The following is a 20,146-nucleotide window of genomic DNA, read 5'->3' on the forward strand; positions in this document are numbered from 1 at the left end:
TTCATTTACCTCCCGCTTCCAACAGGTAGCGATATTGGAGGTACCTGGGGCGCTTATCGGGCAGTAAAAATCCGATCTTTAATTTGGAGATATGATAATGCGGAAAGCTGTCGATTACCTGAATGCGGGCACCTTCCTGTTGAAGTGTATCGAGTTGCTGACGGGATGTGTAGACTAAAATCGAACTATCTTTTGTAAAAGCGGACAATTCTTTCCGTTCAGCATAACGAACAGGCCCATGCGAATAAAAATCCAGCGAATAGGAAGGAGGGTTGATCGTATAGACAGTTTCACCCGGACGATTTAGATTCAGCCAGCCCGCTGCCTTTTCACCCGACTGATACTGCAGCAAAGCCGGATAAAAATATAAATTTAAAAAACCGTAGAGAGCAATCGCCGCCAGGCTGGTTGTAAGGATAAGTTGCTGCAGTTTCCCGAAGCCAAATTTGGGAGCGCGTTTCCAAAGTATCCACCAGCCAATTGCCATAGCCAGAACATACACAAGGGGACGAAAATTGGATGGATACATCAATGCCCATAAACCCATGCACCCGATTAACAAGAGCAGGGAAATTCCAAATTGAATGGAGCTGAATATGCGAATTATCCGACTGTTTTCATCCTGTTTCAGTAACCAGTTGGCTGTTAAAATGGCGAAAAAAGGAAACACGATATTCATGTAATGCGGCAACTGAAAACGCGAAGCGGAAAATAATAAAAAGCAAAGCAGGGAAATTCCTGGCAGCACCCATTCTCCTTTTTCCCGACGATACAAAGCGCGTAACCGGTTGCCTAAACTTGTATATAATAAGATCGACCAGGGTAAAAAAGCCCACAATAAAGTATGCAGAAAGAAAAAGGGATCGCCTTTGCCTTTGATGGGGCCGGTATTGAGAAACCGCCCGAATTGGCTGTCCCAGAAGAAAAACCGGATACCCGATACGCCGGTGCGTCCAAAAATCAATTTCTCCGGGTGCTGATCGAACTGAAGGTAGAGGCAGATCAGTTCCGGCAGGATAAACAGGCCGGTTAATCCCAGTGCAATCCACCAGCGCGCTCTTAAGAGTTCCGTTTTCAGTTGTCCGTTGAGCCACCAGTGCAACACAAATCCGCCTGCCACCGGAATCAGCAGAAAAATCCCCTTGGTCATAATCGCCGCCGCCAGGAACAATGCTCCAGCCCACCCGACCGGTGCCACCCGGCGGGTGCCACCGGTCGGGTGCCAATAGTACACGCAGCCGGCGAGCAGGCCGGTGAGATAGGGTTCAGCGCGGACATCATTGTTTGAGATGACGAGGTGAAGGGCGGTCAGGTAAATCAGGAGGGCTACCTGCGCAACCTGTTCGGTATACAGGCGGCGGGCAATCAGAAAGGTATACCATCCCCCCAGCGCCCAGAAAACAAGTGCCGGAATTTTATAGGCGATTTCATTGATTCCAAAGAGTGAATAACTGATCGCCGTCATCCAGAAAGGGAAATGAGGCTTGTCGAGCCAGTTGCGGTTGTGGGCGATCAGGTTGATCCAGTCGCCTGTTTGTACCATGGTTTTGGCGATGCTGGCATAAAGCGCGCCATCCGGCTCCAATATGCTGTTATGTAATCCTAAAAGATTAACGAGGATACCGCCGGCAGTGAGGGCAATAAACCAATTGCGCCAGAGGGCCGGCTGTTTTGCTTGGGTCATGGACGGAAATTCAGGATGAAAAATCAGGGTAGGGAAACCGTATCGGGATGGGCCATTCTTTTCCGGCGGTTATCCCAGAATTCAAACAATTTGGCCATCGCAGTTCCAATAAATATACCCAATAATCCCCCACCCAGAATATCGATGGGGTAATGTTTGCCCACATAGACCTGGGCATATCCAATCAAAAAGGCCCATACAAAAAGCCCATACCAGCGCTGGCCTTTAATCAGGTAGATGGCCCAATACCAAAAGGAAGCTAACGCAAAATGGTTGCTGGCATGGGAGGAGGGGAATCCATATTTGCCGCCGCAACCTACCAGGGAGCGAACCATGCCTTCCAGTTCATCCTCATAACAGGGCCGCTCACGAGCGAAAAACGGTTTGAAAATGGAAGCACTTGAAAAATCCGCCAAACCAAAACTGGCGATTGTTAAGGCTATAAATACCAACATTTTGGAGGGTGCATTTTTCCAGATCCAATACAACATAAATGCATAAAACGGGATCCAGAGTTTGGCTTCCCGCATACCCAGCATAAAATGATCCATGAAATTCGATACCCCTGCATCCTGAATCAACCTGAATAAAGTGTAATCAAATTGAATGAGTTCTTCGGTCCAGCTCATGTGTGTAGTTTGCGTAACGAAATTGATCATCCCATATTATTAAACTACAATGCCAGCATTACCAAAGTTTTAAATCTGAATTAGAATTGAGTTAGAATTCCCCTTTTCACCCGCCGGGTGCCACCCGACCGGTGGCACCCGGCGGGTGAAAAAAGTTCAGCAGCCGATGTAGAGGCCATCGGGGCGGTCTTCCACGGGCCAGCGGCGGAGGCGGTAACCTTCGCCGGAAACATTATATCCGGTGGAGATGTTGAATCGATATCGGTGCAGTGGGCAGACTACATTCCCCAGGGCATCAATAAAGCCATCGGAAAGCAAGCCGCTGGCATGGGGACATTTATACGCAAAGGCAAATAAGCGATCCTTAAAACGGCCAATACAAATTGGTCGGCCATCCAGCTCAGCTAAAGCAATCTGATTGGTGCCAAAAACCAGCTCGGAGGAAGAGCCGGCTATTCGCACCCAATTATAAGATCTCAGGTTATTCATTCTTGCTGGCGCCTATTGGTCGAAGCCTTCTTCGTTCTGCTCAAAACTGCCGAAGAATTCGGTTTTGTAGGGGTACCGTTCGCGGTACATCTGCCGCACTTTATTCAAAATAGTAGCCCGCAATCCTTCCAGATTGCGGCGTTCAATTGCGGAAATAAACACACAGTTGCCGAGCGTTAAATTTTCCCATCGCTCTCTTACTTCTTCCAGAATCTGGGTTTTAACCTCCGGCTCCAGCCAGTCGTCAAAGGTGTTTTTCTCGTATTGATCCAGCTTGTTGAAGATCGTGATCATCGGTTTTTCGGTCACTTTCAATTCCTGCAGGGTCTTGTTTACTACATTGAACTGGTCCTCGTATTGCGCATGTGAAAGATCCACTACATGCAGGAGAATATCAGCTTCCCGTACTTCATCCAGGGTGCTTTTAAAACTTTCCACCAGATGGTGCGGCAGCTTACGGATGAACCCAACCGTATCGCTCAGTAAAAACGGCGTGGTATCAAACACCACTTTACGCGTGGTGGTATCCAGTGTGGCGAATAATTTATTCTCGGCGAACACCTCACTCTTGCTGAGCAGGTTCATGATGGTGCTTTTCCCCACATTCGTATAACCAACCAATGCCACCCTTATAAATTCTCCCCGGTCTTTTCGTTGTGTAAACGACTGTTTGTCAATTTCGCTTAAACGTCTCCGTAAGAGGGCGATTTTTTCCTTTACAATCCGGCGATCCGTTTCAATTTCGGTTTCACCCGGTCCACGGGTACCGATACCACCTCCCTGCCGTTCCAGGTGTTTCCACATCCCTTTGAGGCGGGGTAGTAAATACTGGTATTGTGCCAGTTCCACCTGGGTTTTAGCCTGTGCGGTTTTGGCGCGTCGGGCAAAAATATCCAGGATCAGATCGGAGCGATCAATCGTTTTCACACCAAGGGCCTTTTCAATATTGGTAATCTGCGAGCCGGTAAGTTCATCATCAAAAATGACCAGATTGATATCCCGCCCGCTTATATAGTCCTTTATTTCTTCCAGCTTTCCCTTGCCTACAAAGGTTTTGGAATCGGGATGTGCCAGTTTTTGGGTAAATCTGCGAACTGCTTCGGCACCGGCCGTTTCTGCCAGGAAAGCGAGTTCATCGAGGTATTCACGCACCTGCTGATCGGTCTGGTCTTTTTGGATCACACCTACCAATACGGTCCGTTCGTTTTCTGCTATCTGTTTTTTCTCTATCAAATTATCTTCAATTGTATGTTTCTCAGGTCGGCAAAATTAGCATAAAAAAAGCGGGCCACCTGACCCGCTTTACTAAACCCAAAATCTCTTTATAATCCACTGATCGTTAAGCCAATTGAAACCGGATGTACCGGCGGGCCCTGGTTATCCTTGATCAGGGTATTGATCTGATAGGCGCCATAAAGTCCGAATGGGCCATAACTGATTCGTGCAGTGGCTGCCAGTCTCAGACTGTTGAAATATCGTCTGGAGTTAATTTTCTCCGTATAATTATTGATGGCGCTGCCGGATTTGGTCTGAAAATTTTTGCCTTTGGTATGGGCATTCACCATAGTACCAACTTTCGCACCCAATGCAAATTTCCAGCTCTTATTGGTGTTTTCCGGATTAGCGGCAAAACGCAATTCCACCGGAATCTCCGCCCAAACATTCACCAGTTTGTATTTTTTGAAATGATTGGTATCCGCAAGGTTACGGAAAGCAAGGGTCGGACTGGAACCTGCGATATCTACTTTGTGTTTGTCAAAAAATACATTGCTGGAACCGATCCCCACACCAATTCCCACGCTGAAACGGGGATCTACTTTAAAGGGGAAATCCATCATCAGGTAAATATTCAGGTGACGTCCAAGTCCGGTTAGTCGAATAGAATCCGGCACCTGACTCCAGGTATCATAACCAACCTGAAACATGAAATGATCATTTGCCCGATTGGCCAGTTTCACTTTGCTCCAGTCTTTTTTGGGTTTGGCGGCCTTTTCACTTGCTTTTGCAGCAGGTTGGGTAGCGGGTGTAGCACTGCTATCTGTCTGGGCCTGAACAGCCAGGGTCAAAAGGATGGCAGACAGGACGGCGGTAAGTTTTCTCATATTCGGTTGATAAAGCGCAAATCTATCGGTTGGGCTGCATGAGCCCTCCCTTCACGTTGTTAATGTTATTAAAAACCGCAAAAATAGGGCTTTTCCGCTTGTGCAGGTAAATGATCAGACAGACACCACTCTTTTTTCTTTGTGACTGAGCTGAGCGGCATCCAGGATGGTCATGGTTTTAATTGCATCCGTTACCGGTACCGGATTCGGCGCTCCCTTCACAATGGTATTATATACGTCATCATAAAAACCCATATAATTGCCCGGGGTGGATCGGGTTTCCTTACGAACCAGTTTCCCATCGATGAGAGTATGCAGCAATCCATCCGGTTTGGCTGGGGCCGGGCACCAGGCGCCCACGCTCGGAATCGTTCCTTTTAGTAATTCGGTTTCCTGCAAATCAGAACGTTCCTGGATAAAAGTTCCGTTCATTCCCTGTAAAACGAAAGCCGGAACGGTTTCGCGGGCTACGACGGTTGCTTTCAAACGCACCCGCATGCGCGGATAAAATAGCAGCATTTCGAAATAATCATTACTCTCTACCTGATCTCTTAACGTCATAATATCTGCATACACCGCCTGAGGCCATCCGAATAATTGCAATGTCTGATCTGTAAGATGTGATCCTAAATCATGCAATACACCTGCACCAGGTAAATTCTTTTCTTTATGCGCTTTTCCACTTGGCTCGGTGCGATACCGATCATACCGGAATTCAACTTCCCTGATCTCACCCAGCCATCCCTTATCCACCACTTCCTTAATGGCGCGATAATCACCATCATAACGTCGGTTCTGATAAACAATCAAATGAAGGTTCCGCTCTTTGGCCAACAGATCCAGCTGAACCGCTTCTTCCGCATTGGTGGTAACCGGTTTTTCAACCACCACATGTTTGCCTGCTTCCAGTGCCAGACGGGTAAAATCATAATGCGTTTGAGTGGGTGTATTCACTACGATCAATTCAATACTGTCATCCGAAAGAAGTCCTTCAAATGATCGAACCAGTTTACTATGATCATACAATCCTCTTGAATCCTGGTTATGGCGTTCAACGATGGCCGTTAGTTCATATCCCGGATGATTATCTATAAATGGTGCATGAAATAATTTTCCGCTCATACCAAAGGAGCAGATGCCTGTATTGATTACTCTCATACCTGCTAAAATACGTCCTTCATTCGAAAGAGATAGCATTTTTGGAATTAATACCTATCTTTTTGGCGCCAAACCAAGCTATATGAAACAGTTGCTTTTAGTCATTTTCTCCGGTCTTATTTTAACGCAATCAACTGCTCAGGAAAAATTGAATGTGGTTTTTATTTTAACTGATGATCACCGGCATGATGCCATGGGTTTTACCGGAAGGATTCCCTGGCTGGAAACACCCAATATGGATCTGATGGCAAAACAGGGTGTATGGGTGAAAAACGCAACGGTTACTACTGCCTTGTGCTCTCCGTCAAGGGCTTCGATTTTAACCGGGCAGTATGCGCATACACATACCGTTGTTGATAATTTTTCTCCACTTCCAAAGAACCTGCGATTTTTTCCGGAATACCTTCAAAAGGCTGGGTATCAAACAAGCTTTTTTGGTAAATGGCATATGGGGCACCAGGGCGATCAGCCACAGAAAGGGTTTCATCACTGGGAAAGTTTTACCGGACAGGGCGTATATTTTAATCCGCGACTGAATATCAATGGTGCCAGAACACAGTATAAAGACAGTGCGTATATAACGGATCTGTTAACGGATCATGCCATTGAATGGATTAAAAAACAAAAGAAAGGGCAACCCTTTTTTACCTACATCTCACATAAAGGGGTACACGATGAATTTATGCCGGCACCACGCCACAGAGGCAGGTATGCGAATAAACCAATTCCCTATCCTTCCACCATCAATCTCACTGCAAAGCAGGGTAGCAAAATCTTTGGCGATACCACTCAACTGCCGCTGGCGCATCGCGCGGCATCCGATCCATCCTATAATGTAAAAGACATTCCTTCCTGGGTTTGGGCGCAACGGAACAGCTGGCATGGCGTTGATTTTATGTATAACGGGCGGGTTTGGTTTGATGAATTCTATCGCCGCTATTGTGAAACTTTACTGGCCGTTGATGAAAGTATTGGCCGTATTATACAAACCCTGAAAGAAACCGGACAGGATAAAAACACCATCCTGGTGTACATGGGCGATAATGGTTTCCTCATGGGAGAACATGGCCTGATAGACAAACGTAACATGTATGAAGAAAGCCAGAAAGTTCCGTTGCTGGTATATGCACCTGCACATATTAAAGGCGGACAAATTCTCGATGCCGTGATTCAGAACATTGATATTGCACCAACTGTTTTGGATATTGCAAGAGTGGAAAAGCCATCGCAAATGCAGGGAACTTCTTTTTTACCCTTGCTGAAAGGGGCGAAAATCGCCTGGAGAAGCAAGGCTTTCTATGAATATTATTGGGAGTATTCTTTCCCTCAAACACCCACTACATTTGGTTTGCGCGATGGCCGTTACAAATTCATTTATTATCCCGGTGTTTGGGATGTAAGTGAATTGTATGATCTGGAAACAGACCCTGAAGAGAAAAAGAATTTATGGCGTCATCCGGATTATCAGGAAACGGCTATGCGTTTGCGCAATGAATTGTGGGACTGGCTGGAACAAACCGGTGGCATGCAGATTCCATTAAAACGCATTACAGAGAAGCGGGGTGATTACGGGATGCATGGATTGTATTGATCATGTCATAATTGGAGCCTTCCCATTCAAAATATCCCTTAATGCGAAAACCGTTGGAGAGATAAAAATTTACAGCGCGGATATTGCTGCATTGTACGCCGCCCCATAAAATCAGGCGTTGGATCCCTTCTTCTGTCAGGTAAGGCAAGGCCTGATGCAGCAATGCTTTGCCCAGGCCCAGCCCCTGTCTGGAATCGGAGAGAACAGGTGCATAGGAAGCATCGGATGGTAATAAGGTGATTCCATAATGTTGGTAACGATCGCGTTCCCAGGGAAAAGTTCCTTTTAAGAATACCTGATAACCACTGATGTTTTCTGCTTCTTCAGAAATCAGCAGGAGGTAAGCCGGATCTTCCACCAGTTGAATAATAGCATCCCTGTGCATTGAATGGGGAGCATACAATAGTTTAGTTGATGCATTAAGCGATTCATAAAAACAGCTTATTGCGGCTGCGTCCTGAATGCCTGCTTTTCGGGTATGCATGGGTGCTATTGGTATTGAAAAATCATACTTAATATACGGGGCAGATCTTTATGGTCATCATCAAACCATTCCTGCAGATGAATCAATTGAAAGCCGTGGTTTTTTGCTGCCTGAAAAAATTCAGATACATGATGATTGTAACAGGTAACGATCTGGAGGCCCTCCTGCGTTTCATAGCGGGCTTTCGTACCAAGGTATTGTTTAAAGGGATGTAGTTCTCCCACATATACATACCCCTTAGGTGCCATCACCTGACTAAGTTTGGAGAAAACAGCATCCAGGTCTTCTATGTGTTCCAGCACTAAACTAAAGGTTGCCAAATCAACTGGATCACGTATGAATTCCCAGGGTTGGGTGATATCAGCCTGAATAAATTGTACCCGCTGGTTATTGATTTTCTCACGGGCTTTTGCCAGCATGCCTTCTGATAGATCCACTGCAGTAATGCATCTGGTTTTCGTCAGCAGCCATTCCGTATTTTTACCGGTTCCACAGCCAATCTCCAGACAATGTTGAAAATTTAATTCAGCTAGTGCAGAACGTAAGCTGATCGCTTCCAGATCACGCGTTCGGTTTTTATTGGTATCGTATTGTTCTGCCCATTGGTTATAGGCGGTTGACACATTGGACATAGTAGGATGGTTTTGCCAAAGTTCAGGATTTCCGGTTATTCCTATAGTCCTGCTTTTTGTTTCGGGCATAAAGAAGCACATGGATTTTAATGGTATCATACAGAAGTCCGGCGATTAAAACCAGCGCTCCCAGTAAAAGGATGCGTAATCCGAAATTTTTAAATGGCAGTCCGCCTGCAATTCCTCCCAGGAAGAAAAAACTGATAATGGTTAATCGCAGCCGGATGGATGCGGTCAGTTTTTTTCGCTGCTCTTCTTTGCGGTAGAAGAACAGTTGCGATAATTCAATGCCTAAATCGGTAAATAATCCGGTTAAGTGAGTGGTTCGAACAGTTGCGTTGGAAATAGACGTTACGAGTGAGTTTTGCATGCCCATTGCAAAAAGCAGGAGATAGGCAAGCAGGTTCGGATTGGATGAAATAAGGGTTGGACCTGTTAATGCAGCAAGTACCAGCAGAAAAGCCTCCATCAATACCGGTAGTACAAAAACATTTGCTTCCTGCTTTAAAGATTTCAGTTCAACCAACAGGTTGGAAAAAAAAGCCCCGGCCAGAAAGAAAAGGATGTAAAGGAAAAAGGCAAGTCCTTCCCATAATTTCCAGTGCAACACCTCCTCCATAAAATAGGCGAAATGACCTGTTACATTGGTAGTCAATTGCTGAATGGAAAGAAATCCTACCACATTCACCATTCCTGCTACAAAGGAAAGCAGGGAGGCGATGGCTAAATTATGGCGGAGGGTTCTTGCTTTTCCCCGGTGTCTAAACATGGTGAAAAATTAAATATTCAAATCTATTTTGGGTAAAATAAATAGAATTGCGGCTTTTTGCGGATTTAAATCCCGATAAATTGGTAAATATTTTTCCAATAAGCAGTATTTTCCTGCATAAACCAGATAAATGCTGCAATATGAAAAAAACACTACTTGTTAGTTTTCTCCTGCTCTGCGTATACATAAACAGCAGTGCACAAACACCCAAACGGGAATTTCGCGGGGCCTGGATCGCCAGTTATTTTGGCATCGATTGGCCCAATCGAAACCAATCACCCGAGCTGCAGAGAGCAGCCTTAGTCACCATTTTGGATCATCACAAAGCAACCGGAATTACAGCAGTTTACCTGCAGATCAGAAGTCAGGCAGATGCGCTGTATCCAAGTGAGATCGAACCCTGGTCGAGTGATCTGACCGGATTGCAGGGGAGGGCACCCAATCCATTATGGGACCCGCTGGCATTTGCCATTGAAGAATGTCATAAGCGGGGCATGGAATTACATGCCTGGATCAATCCTTATCGGGCAGTAGGAAACAGCGCCAACCTGCCCAATTTTGCTGAGAATCATATTGCCAAACAACATCCGGAATGGCTGATCAGTACCGGTGTTTTACGTACGCTCAATCCGGGAATTGCCGGAGTAAGAGATCATATCAATGCTGTCATTACGGATATTGTTACCCGGTATGATGTGGATGGGATTCATTTCGATGATTATTTTTATCCGAATGCGGCCTTTAATGATGATGCTACCTATGCTGCTGATCCACGTGGCATTGCCGACCGCGGCGATTGGAGGAGAGATAATGTGAATCTGCTCGTTAGTCGAATCAGCCAGACGATCAAGCAATTGAAACCCTGGGTTGAGTTCGGGATTTCACCATCAGGTATTTATAGAAATAGTACGGATCCTGCAATTGGAACGGCCACTTCCGGATTACAGCATTATTCCCAGCTCTATGCCGACAGCCGTAAATGGTTACAGGAAGGCTGGATTGATTATCTGGCACCTCAGGTGTATTGGTACATTGGACAACCAGGTGCAAATTATGGAGTGGTTACTCCCTGGTGGAACAACAATTCCTATGGCAGACTGATTTATATCGGGCTGGCCGGGTATAAAGTGAATGATCCAGCACAAGGTGTAAACTGGGCCAATCCTTCACAGATTCCAAACCAGGTGCGAATGAATAGGTCATTGGAAAATATAGCCGGACAGGCCATCTACAATACCGCAAGTTTAAGAAGTACCACCAAATTAGGTTTTCGTGATTCGCTGCGGCTGGATTTTTACAGTCGTCCGGCTTTACAGCCATCCATGCCCTGGATTGATGCGGTTGCGCCGGCTGCTGCTACAGCGCTGAAAGTGATCAAATTTGGAGAGAGTCATAATTTATTGAAATGGAAAAAGCCGGCACCGGTTTCGGATGAATTGAATAAAGTGCGGCAATTCGCGATCTACCGTTCAGGCTCACCTGAAATTGATACAGATGACGCGGCTAATTTGCTGGCCATTACCAACCAGGATGAAGCGTCTTATGAAGATCATTCGATTCAGCCGGGCGAAACCTGGTATTATCTTGTTAGAGCATTGGATCGATTGCACAATGAAAGTGCGGCCAGTAATACAGCGGGCGTGCAACTTCCTGAGATTAATTGTCCGGGTGACCAGCAACTTATTCTTGATGCCAACTGTTCTGTTGCTGTGCCTGATTTCACAGCCAGCTTACCGGTGCAGGAAGACATCAGTTATAGCCAGGAGCCATTGGCCGGCACTGTATTAAGCGGAACCGGAACAACAACTGTTAAACTCATTGCAACGGATATTGGTGGCAACAGTGACACCTGCAGTTTCGAGTTAACAAGAGCGGATCAGACGCTTCCGGAAATTACGGGTTTGCAAACCGATAAAACCGTGCTGCCGGTTCCCAATCATAAAATGCAGGATATAACATTAAGTTATACAGCTTCCGATAATTGCGGACCGGTTGAAGTCTCCGTTACGGTTTCCAGCAATGAACCGGTAAATGGAACAGGAGATGGAAATACGTCGCCTGATTGGGAAATCATCAACAATAACCTGGTTAAACTGCGAGCAGAACGTTCGGGTAATGGTAATGGAAGGATTTATACAATTACTGTTATTGCTACGGATGCATCCGGTAACCAGGCCAATGCATCAACAGAAGTGAAGGTGCCGAAAGCAGCGGAACAAGCTGCTGCATCTTCAGCAGTCGCTGCAATGGAAGAACGTACAGCAACAATAGGTAATTGGGTGAAGGTGTTACCGAATCCATCCAGAACTGTCTTTACACTTCGATTGTTGGGTGCCGGTAATCAGCAGGTTAAATTAAGAATGCTCGATATCAATGGCAGGGTTATTGAATCCCGTTCGGGTATTGCCGATAATTCCACCATTCAGTTCGGCGGTAATTATCGTCCGGGTGCTTATTTTGTAGAAATTCAACGAGGAAAAGAACGATTGGTGATTAAGCTGATCAAGCAATAAGCCGAATAAAAAATGGATAAAAGGAAAAGGTTGCTTCATTTGAAGCAACCTTTTTTTGTGGGCCCTGCCGGGCTCGAACCAGCGACCCTCTGATTATGAGTCAGATGCTCTAACCGACTGAGCTAAGGGCCCTTCCTCTTTCGAGGTGTCATCCCAAAAATGGTTTGGCAGGCCGCAAAAATAGTTAAACCCCGGCGAATTGCCAGCTTCAGAAAAAAAAATTCCGCGACTGATTCAATATTGTACATTTATAACTCGATTTTGCTTTTAACAGCTGCTGCACACCATGATTGCTCCCGCCAGAATACAATATCTGAAGGAACGTATAGCACGTTCGAACGACCAGCAGGCCTATAGGGAGCTCTATCTGGCATTTTACCCACCCTTGTTGCATTTTGCCCATGGCTTTATAAAATCAAAGCAATCGGCTGAAGAAATTGTTTCCGATGTGTTTATCACCATCTGGGAAAAACGCAACCGGCTGGAACATGTCAGTAATTTGAAATTATATCTGTACACAGCTACCCGGAATACGGCTATCAATTATATTACCCGGCACAATAAGGTGATGATCACCGACCTCAGCGAACTACCCGTTGAGATCCATTCCCTTCAATACGATCCGGAACGAATGATGATTACGGCCGAAATGAAAAAGATGATTCAGCTGGCCGTTAATAGTTTACCTGCCCGCTGTAAGCTGATTTTCAAACTGGTAAAAGAGGATGAACTCAAGTATCGGGAAGTAGCCGAACTGCTGAAAGTTTCCATCAAAACCGTTGAAACTCAGATGAGTATCGCCCTCAAGCGAATCGGGGAAGCCATCCGCTTCGATCCCCAAAAAACCCTCCCTACGGGAAAACGATAAAAGTCACCCGACGGGTGATTAGAATTTTTTTTCCTTTTCCTTTCAGGGTACCGACTCCTTTTTACTGTCTTATATACTTACACATACTTCATGCAAGACAGGATTTGGGAAATAGTGGCCAAGAAACTCGCCGGTGAAGCCAGCGTTCACGAGCTGGAAGAGCTGGAAGAAATCCTGCGTAGCAACCCGGAACTGCATTATTCGTTGCAAACGATTTCTGATATATGGTTTCATACGTCGCCACTTAAAGAAGATGCCAATCAGGCATTTGAACGCCATTTACAGCGCATGAAGGACCACGGAGTAGAGATGGAACCGGATGAAAATGAAGCTGTTATAGATTTCGAAGAAAAGCACCCCCGCTCCGGTTGGATAAAGTGGATGGCCGCAACCACCCTTATTCTACTGGCCGGCTGGTTTTTTTTAGTAAAAGAATCCTCGTCCTCCCGCAGCAATACGGTGCCAACAGTTGCCCTTAATAGTGAGGTCTCCACCAAAAACGGATCACGTTCCAAAATCATGTTGCCGGATGGAACCCAGGTTTGGCTGAATGCGGGTTCCAAACTGACCTACGGCAAGGATTTCGGAACCAGCTTCAGGGAAGTATCGCTGACAGGTGAGGCCTATTTCGATGTGGTGAAAGATTCATCCCGACCATTTTTAATACATGCCCGTAATGTGGATATCCGCGTATTGGGTACAGCTTTTAATGTAAAATCCTACCCGGGTGATAAAACAACGGAGACCAGTTTGATCAGGGGTAGTGTGGAAGTGCAGATTAAAAATCGCCCCAGCGAAAAAATAATTTTGAAGCCCAACGAAAAGCTGGTAGTAGCCATGGAATCAGACAGTCTGATTGCTAAACCCAGTCAGCCGCAGGTCACTAAAAACATTCGTACAGCCCCACAGGTTGTTCTTGATCAGGTAAATTATCACGAAAAAGAGCAGGTGATTGTGGAAACCTCCTGGGTGGAAAACATCCTGATTTTTGACTCTGAAACCTTTGCTGAACTGGCACCAAAACTGGAACGCTGGTATGGGATTAAGATCGTTTTCACTTCACAGGAAATTCAAAATATACGCCTTACCGGCTCTTTTAAAGGAGAATCCCTGCAAACAGCGCTGAAAGGGTTGAAAATAACCGCCAATTTCAATTACGCCATTAAGAACGATACCGTCATTATCTCACCTTAAACATATAAAAAACGATTGTATATGACGCCAGACTCCACCTGAATATAAAACGGGAAATGCGCCAACATTTCCCGCAGGATACAAATGATGCTATCAACGCTCGACTGTTGATAAACCTGTTTATGTAACCCTAATTGCTCAAAGTATGAAAAAAACTTCATATGGTGGCACGCCTATGCGCCATCCATTACTGCTAAAGTTTTTCCGAATTATGAAATTGACTGCTCTGTTTATGCTGGTTTGTGCCCTGCAGGTTTCAGCCGGGGTTTTTTCCCAAACTAGGGTAAGTCTAAAACTGGACGGCGTACATATCAAAAAAGCGCTTTCCACGATCGAACGCAAATCCAGCTATCGTTTTTTGTATAATCTTGCGCTGTTCAATGAAAACAGCAAGGTTGATCTCAATACCAATAATGAAGAGGTATTGAAAGTGGTGGACCGGCTGCTGGAGAACACCGATCTTACTTATGAGGTATTGGATAATTACCTGATAGTAATCAAATTCAAGGGGGTGGAATTCCAGCAACAGCGGGTAACCGGTCGGGTTACCAATGCGGCCGGGGAGCCAATTCCCGGTGCCTCCGTAAAAGTGAAAGGTGCATCCGGTGGAACTTCTGCCGATGCCGATGGAAATTTCGCCATTTCTGTTCCGGCGAATGCGACGCTGATTATTTCCAGTATTGGGTATGATGACCAGGAAATTGCCGTGGGCGACAGAACCACCCTTTCCATCATAATGCAACCATCAACCAAATTACAGGATGAAGTGGTGGTAATCGGTTATGGTACCGCGTCCAAAAGAGACCTGACAGGTTCCGTAGCTAAAGTTAAAGGCGAAGTGGTAGCGAATCAGCCCAATACCAATCCGCTTTCTTCTCTGCAGGCAAAAGTAGCCGGACTTTCCGTTGTGAACAATGCGATTCCCGGCTCAACACCGGATGTTCGGATTCGTGGAACCATTAGTATTGGAACGGTGAATCCTGTTTATATAATCGATGGAATTTTCAGTAATAACATGGATTTTGTAAACCCCAATGAAATCGAAAGCATTGAAGTTTTAAAAGATCCCTCCTCACTGGCTGTATTTGGGATCAGAGGAGCGGCTGGTGCAGTATTAGTTACTACTAAAAAAGCAAAAGCAGGTCAGACCAATATCAGTTTCAATACTGTTTATGGTTTCAAAAAACTGGTTGATAAAATTCAATTGGCAGACGGCAATCAATTTCGTCAACTGGCAACCTTTGAGGCCAATAACCGTGTTCAGGACGATCCAACCAATAATTCATACCTGAATTTTGTGAATGATGTCGGCGGTCCGGGTATGTCTGCCTATACAGGTAACACAGACTGGATTGATGCAGTTACAAGAACAGCCGGATATACAACAAATAACCTGAGCATTAATGGTAGTTCTGAAAGGAACCGGTTTCATTTGGGATTGGGATATACTTTTGATGAAGGGCTGGTTAAGCATGTGAAATATGAAAGAATGACGATTAACCTGACGGATGAATACAAAATCAGCAAAACATTTAAAGTAGGGGTTAACTTTATAGGATCAAGAGAGAATCTGCCCTATAATAGCGGTGCTCTTGAAAATGCCAGAAGAGCATTACCGATTATTCGATCAGATACCAGAGAGTTCTTTACCAAAGACCCGTATTCTGCAGAAGATTCAGGAACTTTTAGACTTTATTCCAATACACCTATTATTCAGAATTCGGAATCCAATCCGTTGGCAACCCTCGAAAATGAATGGAATAAAAGAAGAGATATCCGTTACCGTTATGTTGGTAGTGCATTTGTTGATATCAATATTACCAAAGACCTTAATTTTCGCAGCACCTGGTATGCCAATATCAGTAACCGCGATGAACGTTTCTACACACCATTATACAATGTGTACGATCCAACACGCCCTGATGGAGAACAGGTGATCGGCAAAAACAATCTTACAGCTGTTGGTAACAATAAAGAAGAAACCCGCTCTTTTCAACAGGATTATATCGCTTCTTACAAAAAAGACCTGGGCGATCATTCCATTTCTGCAACTGCGGGTTTTACCACCTTTTACAATTATTATTCCTTTCTTCAGACAAATATCAACCAGAGTGAACTGGGCACAAACATCATTCCGAACGACGATCGTTTCTGGTATATCAACTCAGGTTTTGGTGATTTGTCTACCCGTACCTCTTTTTCTAATCAAAATGAATACGCTACTGTATCAGGATTGGCCCGGGTGTTATATAACTACCAGAACAAATATTACCTGAATGCCAGTTTCCGTCGCGATGGATCCAGTCAGATTAATCGTGTATATAAAAACAAATGGCAGAACTTCTGGGCGGTTGGTGCTGCATGGGAAATCAGCAATGAAAAGTTCATGGAAAACCAAACCGTTGTTGATTACCTGAAATTAAAAGGTTCAACCGGTGTGTTGGGTAATTTTAACTCACAACGTGCTTATCCGGCTTATCCTACCATTAACAGTAATTCATCCGCAGTTTTTGGAACTACACTGGAACCTGTATTTACGGAAGAGTTTCTGGTTGATCCGGGATTGAGATGGGAAACGGTAAGTTCTTCAGAAATTGGTGTGGAGGCAGACATGTTCAATCGTCGTTTGCATTTTGAAGCCAACTACTATTATAAGAAAACAGAAGGATTGTTGGTTGAAGTAAGATATCCCGGATTATTGCCAACGCTGAGAAACGGTGGTAGTATTCAGAATAACGGATTTGAATTTGTTGCGGGCTGGGAGCAGCGCTTCAATAATGATTTTACCGTTTCATTAACCGGTAACCTAACCACCTATCGCAACAAAGTATTAGATCTGGAAACGAATTTTCGGACATTGTCCAGCAGTGAACAAACTGCCAGCCAGGTTGAAGAAGGATTTCCGATGGGTTATTTTTACGGCTTGGTGGTGGAAGGTGTTTATCAATCAAACAGAGATATCCTGCTTTCACCTGATAATACCATCAATGGCGGTAATGCGCGGCCGGGTGATCTGAAGTACAAGGACCTCAACAATGATGGTGTAATTACAGATGCCGACCGTACCAATATTGGAAACCCAACGCCTGATTTTACCTATGGCATTACTACCAGTCTTCGTTATAAAGGCCTGGATGCATCCATTGATCTGGCAGGTGTGTATGGAAATGAAATTTATCGGGTATGGGGTACTTCCGAACAGAAAAATTCTGTATATAATTATCCGGCCAATTACATGCAGGGCTGGACAGAGGCAGGAAGCTCCAACGTCATTCCAATAGTGAACGCTGCTCATCTGATTAATCGGGCTCCTTCAACTTATGGAGTGGAGGATGGAAGTTATTTCCGTATCAGAAACATTTCTGTTGGCTATAGTTTTAACGGACTTTCCAAAAAAATTAAAGCAATTAAAAGTTTGCGGGTGTACACCTCCATTCAGAACCTGAAAACATGGAAGAACAACCTTGGTTATTCTCCTGAATTTTCTGGTGATGCAACTTTCTGGGGTGTGGATTATGGTGGTGCTTCCAGTGCGCTGCCAAGAATTATCAGTGCCGGACTGACAGCAAATTTCTAATTCCTAATTATTTCATTTTTAAAGGATTTATCATGAATATGCGTAAACAATTAGTGCCGTTGGTAGTGATTTGTACGCTGCCTTTTGTTATGAGTTGTGAGAAATTCCTGGATCGTAAACCTTTACAGGCTACCATTGAGGATATTCCTGGTGCATTGGATGGGCAGGCGAAAGGTTTGTATGGTGCAATTCGCAATTCGGCAAGTGAGCCTTTTATTGGCGACGGCCTTCAGAATATTCCCTGGATTGCAATGAACGGATTCCGTTCAGATGATGCAGAAATCATTGCGGATCCAGGTGCCTCCGCCTGGCGCCAGACCTATGATAATTTTCAGTACACCAAAGATGATTGGGGTGCTGGTTTGTATTGGGATAAACACTATGTAATGATCGGACAATGTAACAGCGTATTAAATACAGCTGATGCAAATAATTTCACCGATGAACGTTCCATGGTGAACAGGGCTGAAGCCCGATTCTTCAGGGCCTACACCTATTTTGATATGGTGCGGACTTTTGGCGATGTGCCGATCATTGATTTCATCATTACCAAACCTACTGACAACGAGGTGGAGAAATCACCTGCAGCCATGGTTTGGAGTTTTATTGATGAAGACCTTGCATTCGCAGAACAATACCTGCCTGTTACCTGGGAACCTAAATATGCTGGTCGTTTAACGCGGGGTGCCGCCAAAGCACTTCGAGCCAAAGCACTTTTATATAACCAGCAATGGGCGCAGGCGCTTGGATTGCTGAAAGAAGTGATCAACAGTGAGTCGGCAGCGGGTTATGGTCTGCTAAATGATTATTGGAGAGTATTCAAAGAAGAAGGTGAGCTTAGTTCAGAATCGGTGTTTGAAATACAGGCATCCAAAACATCCGGTGATGGTAATATTTACTGGAGCCGTTTGGGACAGTCGCAGGGTGTGCGTGGTTCAGGTAACTGGGATTTGGGCTGGGGATGGAATACTCCTACTCAGGAATTGGTTGATTCCTATGAAGCCGGAGATAAAAGAAAGGACGCTACCATTCTTTACTCCAATCAATCAGATGGTGGCGTTAATACAGGCGGGTATGGACTTACAGTTCCAAATCTGAGTAATGCCAAATATTGGAATAAGAAAGTGTATAACAGATTTGAAAGATACCTGGAAGCAGGTTTGGGTACACCCAACAACGAAGCCCAGAATACCTGGATCAACCATCGTGTAATTCGTTATGCCGATGTGTTGCTGATGGCCGCTGAAGCAGCAAATGAAGTGGGTGGTGGTTCAAATGGCACAGATGCTGCCGGCTGGGTAAACAGAGTTCGTGAAAGAGCCGGATTGGATCCGGTAACATTTACTGATCAGGCTACGATGCGGGATATTATCAAGCAGGAAAGAAGGGCTGAGTTTGCAATGGAATATGAACGCTTTTATGATCTGGTTCGATGGGGTGATGCTATTGAAGTATTGGGCCCTCTCGGCTACCAGAATAAGCACCGGTATTTCCCCATCCCGACTCCTGCTTTGAATGGTAACCCAAAACTTACGCAAAACCCGGAATGGTAATCTGTTTTTCACTATAAATAAATGAAAAATGAAAACAATCTCTAAAATACTGGTACTTGGCATGCTGCTGGGATTTATCCTGCCCGCCTGCCAGAAAATAGACAGACCGAAACTGGGCGAATTTGAAACAGATGATTCCCGCCCACCACTTCCAGATGGCCCACTGCGTTTCTTCGTTCCGTTCGGTGATGATCCGCAAAAACGATACGAAGCAAAAGACAGCATTTCCGGTGATCCCGCGCAGGTTTATCCATTTAATCTTACCGAAGGAGTAAATGGTAAAGCGGTTCAATTCACAGATGCCGGCAGAGCAATCAAGTATATGACCGTGAATGATTTTACGGATGCTACCAGTTTTTCCATCGCTTTTTGGATGAAGAATACAGAAAAAGGACGGACAGAATTTCTATTTTCCCTGACAGATGCAAAATACAGCGGATGGCACCACAGTGCTGTATTTCTTCTGCTGGAAAAAGGCACGCCTGAAGCAGTCACACTAAAATTGGGCTTAATGGATCAATGGCTTGAATTCCCTGATAATAATCAATTCAAAAAACCATTGATGGATGGCAACTGGCATCATCTCGCTTTTGTTTACGATGCAGCCACCTCAAAAATGACCTACTATTTCGATGGGGCTTCTGTTGAAGGAGTACCTGAAGGAGCAATCAATGTGAAAAATGGAGGCAATCCAAGAGGGCCCGTTGATTTTTCAACTGTTAAAAACCTGGTATTGGGAGGTTGGAACAGACATGCTTCCTTAGCCGGACCAACTGATGATTGGATCAAGAGCTACACAGGTGCAATGGACCAGTTCCGTTTGTACAATGTAGCCTTAACACCCGCTGAAGTTCAAGCACTCTTTACAGGAAAGCTTTAATTAAGGCCCTGGTTTATTATAGC

The 20,146-nt window shown here is 45.0% G+C and carries 16 protein-coding genes and 1 tRNA gene; 7 read left to right on the forward strand and 10 right to left on the reverse strand.

Translation table 11 applies throughout. The features are described from left to right. Position 1: 1 nt before the first annotated feature. From B2746_RS12190 to B2746_RS12215, 6 genes are all read right to left on the reverse strand, one after another. Positions 2–1,684, reverse strand: a complete 1,683-nt coding sequence (locus B2746_RS12190) for an ArnT family glycosyltransferase (RefSeq protein ID WP_290794161.1) — start codon at positions 1,682–1,684, stop codon at positions 2–4. A 23-nt stretch (positions 1,685–1,707) separates the two neighbouring features. Continuing rightward, the gene (locus tag B2746_RS12195; protein ID WP_290794164.1) at positions 1,708–2,343 is read right to left on the reverse strand and encodes a phosphatase PAP2 family protein; all 636 of its coding nucleotides are present in this window, start codon (positions 2,341–2,343) and stop codon (positions 1,708–1,710) included. 126 nt (positions 2,344–2,469) lie between these two features. After that, positions 2,470–2,802, reverse strand: coding sequence for a Rieske (2Fe-2S) protein (locus B2746_RS12200; RefSeq protein WP_290794166.1), 333 nt, complete (start codon positions 2,800–2,802; stop codon positions 2,470–2,472). A 12-nt stretch (positions 2,803–2,814) separates the two neighbouring features. Next, the gene (gene hflX, locus B2746_RS12205; RefSeq protein WP_290794168.1) at positions 2,815–4,035 is read right to left on the reverse strand and encodes a GTPase HflX; all 1,221 of its coding nucleotides are present in this window, start codon (positions 4,033–4,035) and stop codon (positions 2,815–2,817) included. 89 nt (positions 4,036–4,124) lie between these two features. Further along, a complete protein-coding gene (locus B2746_RS12210; protein ID WP_290794172.1) occupies positions 4,125–4,904 on the reverse strand; it encodes an outer membrane beta-barrel protein in 780 nt (259 codons plus the stop codon). A 114-nt stretch (positions 4,905–5,018) separates the two neighbouring features. Continuing rightward, a complete protein-coding gene (locus B2746_RS12215; protein ID WP_290794175.1) occupies positions 5,019–6,101 on the reverse strand; it encodes a Gfo/Idh/MocA family oxidoreductase in 1,083 nt (360 codons plus the stop codon). 43 nt (positions 6,102–6,144) lie between these two features. Between B2746_RS12215 and B2746_RS12220 the strand changes: the two genes are divergently transcribed. Next, positions 6,145–7,653 (forward strand): sulfatase family protein, encoded by a 1,509-nt coding sequence (locus B2746_RS12220; protein WP_290794178.1) that lies wholly within the window; start codon positions 6,145–6,147, stop codon positions 7,651–7,653. Here the strand turns inward: B2746_RS12220 and B2746_RS12225 are convergent. The 3 genes from B2746_RS12225 to B2746_RS12235 are packed head-to-tail and all read right to left on the reverse strand — an operon-like array spanning position 7,610 to position 9,538. Continuing rightward, entirely contained in the window at positions 7,610–8,137 is a 528-nt protein-coding gene (locus tag B2746_RS12225; protein WP_290794180.1) for a GNAT family N-acetyltransferase, read from the reverse strand. The two genes, B2746_RS12220 and B2746_RS12225, sit on opposite strands and share 44 nt — an antisense overlap. 5 nt (positions 8,138–8,142) lie before the next feature. Next, a complete protein-coding gene (locus tag B2746_RS12230) occupies positions 8,143–8,769 on the reverse strand; it encodes a class I SAM-dependent DNA methyltransferase (RefSeq protein WP_290794182.1) in 627 nt (208 codons plus the stop codon). Positions 8,770–8,791: 22 nt separating this feature from the next. Further along, on the reverse strand, positions 8,792–9,538 hold the full coding sequence (locus B2746_RS12235; protein ID WP_290794185.1) for a YoaK family protein: 747 nt from the start codon (positions 9,536–9,538) through the stop codon (positions 8,792–8,794). 140 nt (positions 9,539–9,678) lie between these two features. Here B2746_RS12235 and B2746_RS12240 point away from each other — a divergent pair, with 140 nt between their 5' ends. After that, a complete protein-coding gene (locus B2746_RS12240; protein WP_290794188.1) occupies positions 9,679–12,051 on the forward strand; it encodes a family 10 glycosylhydrolase in 2,373 nt (790 codons plus the stop codon). A 58-nt stretch (positions 12,052–12,109) separates the two neighbouring features. Here the strand turns inward: B2746_RS12240 and B2746_RS12245 are convergent. Further along, positions 12,110–12,183: transfer RNA gene (locus B2746_RS12245), tRNA-Ile, on the reverse strand. Between the two features lie 154 nt (positions 12,184–12,337). Between B2746_RS12245 and B2746_RS12250 the strand changes: the two genes are divergently transcribed. From B2746_RS12250 to B2746_RS12270, 5 genes are all read left to right on the forward strand, one after another. Continuing rightward, positions 12,338–12,919 (forward strand): RNA polymerase sigma-70 factor, encoded by a 582-nt coding sequence (locus B2746_RS12250; RefSeq protein WP_290794190.1) that lies wholly within the window; start codon positions 12,338–12,340, stop codon positions 12,917–12,919. Between the two features lie 90 nt (positions 12,920–13,009). Then, positions 13,010–14,113 (forward strand): FecR family protein, encoded by a 1,104-nt coding sequence (locus B2746_RS12255; protein WP_290794193.1) that lies wholly within the window; start codon positions 13,010–13,012, stop codon positions 14,111–14,113. Positions 14,114–14,258: 145 nt separating this feature from the next. Next, positions 14,259–17,690 (forward strand): TonB-dependent receptor, encoded by a 3,432-nt coding sequence (locus B2746_RS12260; protein WP_290794196.1) that lies wholly within the window; start codon positions 14,259–14,261, stop codon positions 17,688–17,690. Between the two features lie 32 nt (positions 17,691–17,722). After that, positions 17,723–19,243, forward strand: a complete 1,521-nt coding sequence (locus tag B2746_RS12265; RefSeq protein WP_290794199.1) for a RagB/SusD family nutrient uptake outer membrane protein — start codon at positions 17,723–17,725, stop codon at positions 19,241–19,243. A 28-nt stretch (positions 19,244–19,271) separates the two neighbouring features. After that, positions 19,272–20,123, forward strand: a complete 852-nt coding sequence (locus B2746_RS12270; RefSeq protein ID WP_290794202.1) for a LamG domain-containing protein — start codon at positions 19,272–19,274, stop codon at positions 20,121–20,123. Positions 20,124–20,146: the final 23 nt, after the last annotated feature.

The organism is Flavihumibacter sp. UBA7668, from assembly GCF_002483205.1.
Classification (GTDB): domain Bacteria; phylum Bacteroidota; class Bacteroidia; order Chitinophagales; family Chitinophagaceae; genus Flavihumibacter.

Coding starts and splice junctions, on each gene's coding strand:
- B2746_RS12225 (WP_290794180.1), bottom strand. CDS start 8,137: ATGCATACCCGAAAAGCAGGCATTCAGGACGCAGCCGCAATAAGCTGT.
- B2746_RS12220 (WP_290794178.1), top strand. CDS start 6,145: ATGAAACAGTTGCTTTTAGTCATTTTCTCCGGTCTTATTTTAACGCAA.
- B2746_RS12250 (WP_290794190.1), top strand. CDS start 12,338: ATGATTGCTCCCGCCAGAATACAATATCTGAAGGAACGTATAGCACGT.
- B2746_RS12270 (WP_290794202.1), top strand. CDS start 19,272: ATGAAAACAATCTCTAAAATACTGGTACTTGGCATGCTGCTGGGATTT.
- B2746_RS12260 (WP_290794196.1), top strand. CDS start 14,259: ATGAAAAAAACTTCATATGGTGGCACGCCTATGCGCCATCCATTACTG.
- B2746_RS12255 (WP_290794193.1), top strand. CDS start 13,010: ATGCAAGACAGGATTTGGGAAATAGTGGCCAAGAAACTCGCCGGTGAA.
- B2746_RS12240 (WP_290794188.1), top strand. CDS start 9,679: ATGAAAAAAACACTACTTGTTAGTTTTCTCCTGCTCTGCGTATACATA.
- B2746_RS12210 (WP_290794172.1), bottom strand. CDS start 4,904: ATGAGAAAACTTACCGCCGTCCTGTCTGCCATCCTTTTGACCCTGGCT.
- B2746_RS12195 (WP_290794164.1), bottom strand. CDS start 2,343: ATGATCAATTTCGTTACGCAAACTACACACATGAGCTGGACCGAAGAA.
- B2746_RS12190 (WP_290794161.1), bottom strand. CDS start 1,684: ATGACCCAAGCAAAACAGCCGGCCCTCTGGCGCAATTGGTTTATTGCC.
- B2746_RS12215 (WP_290794175.1), bottom strand. CDS start 6,101: ATGCTATCTCTTTCGAATGAAGGACGTATTTTAGCAGGTATGAGAGTA.
- B2746_RS12265 (WP_290794199.1), top strand. CDS start 17,723: ATGAATATGCGTAAACAATTAGTGCCGTTGGTAGTGATTTGTACGCTG.
- B2746_RS12235 (WP_290794185.1), bottom strand. CDS start 9,538: ATGTTTAGACACCGGGGAAAAGCAAGAACCCTCCGCCATAATTTAGCC.
- B2746_RS12230 (WP_290794182.1), bottom strand. CDS start 8,769: ATGTCCAATGTGTCAACCGCCTATAACCAATGGGCAGAACAATACGAT.
- B2746_RS12200 (WP_290794166.1), bottom strand. CDS start 2,802: ATGAATAACCTGAGATCTTATAATTGGGTGCGAATAGCCGGCTCTTCC.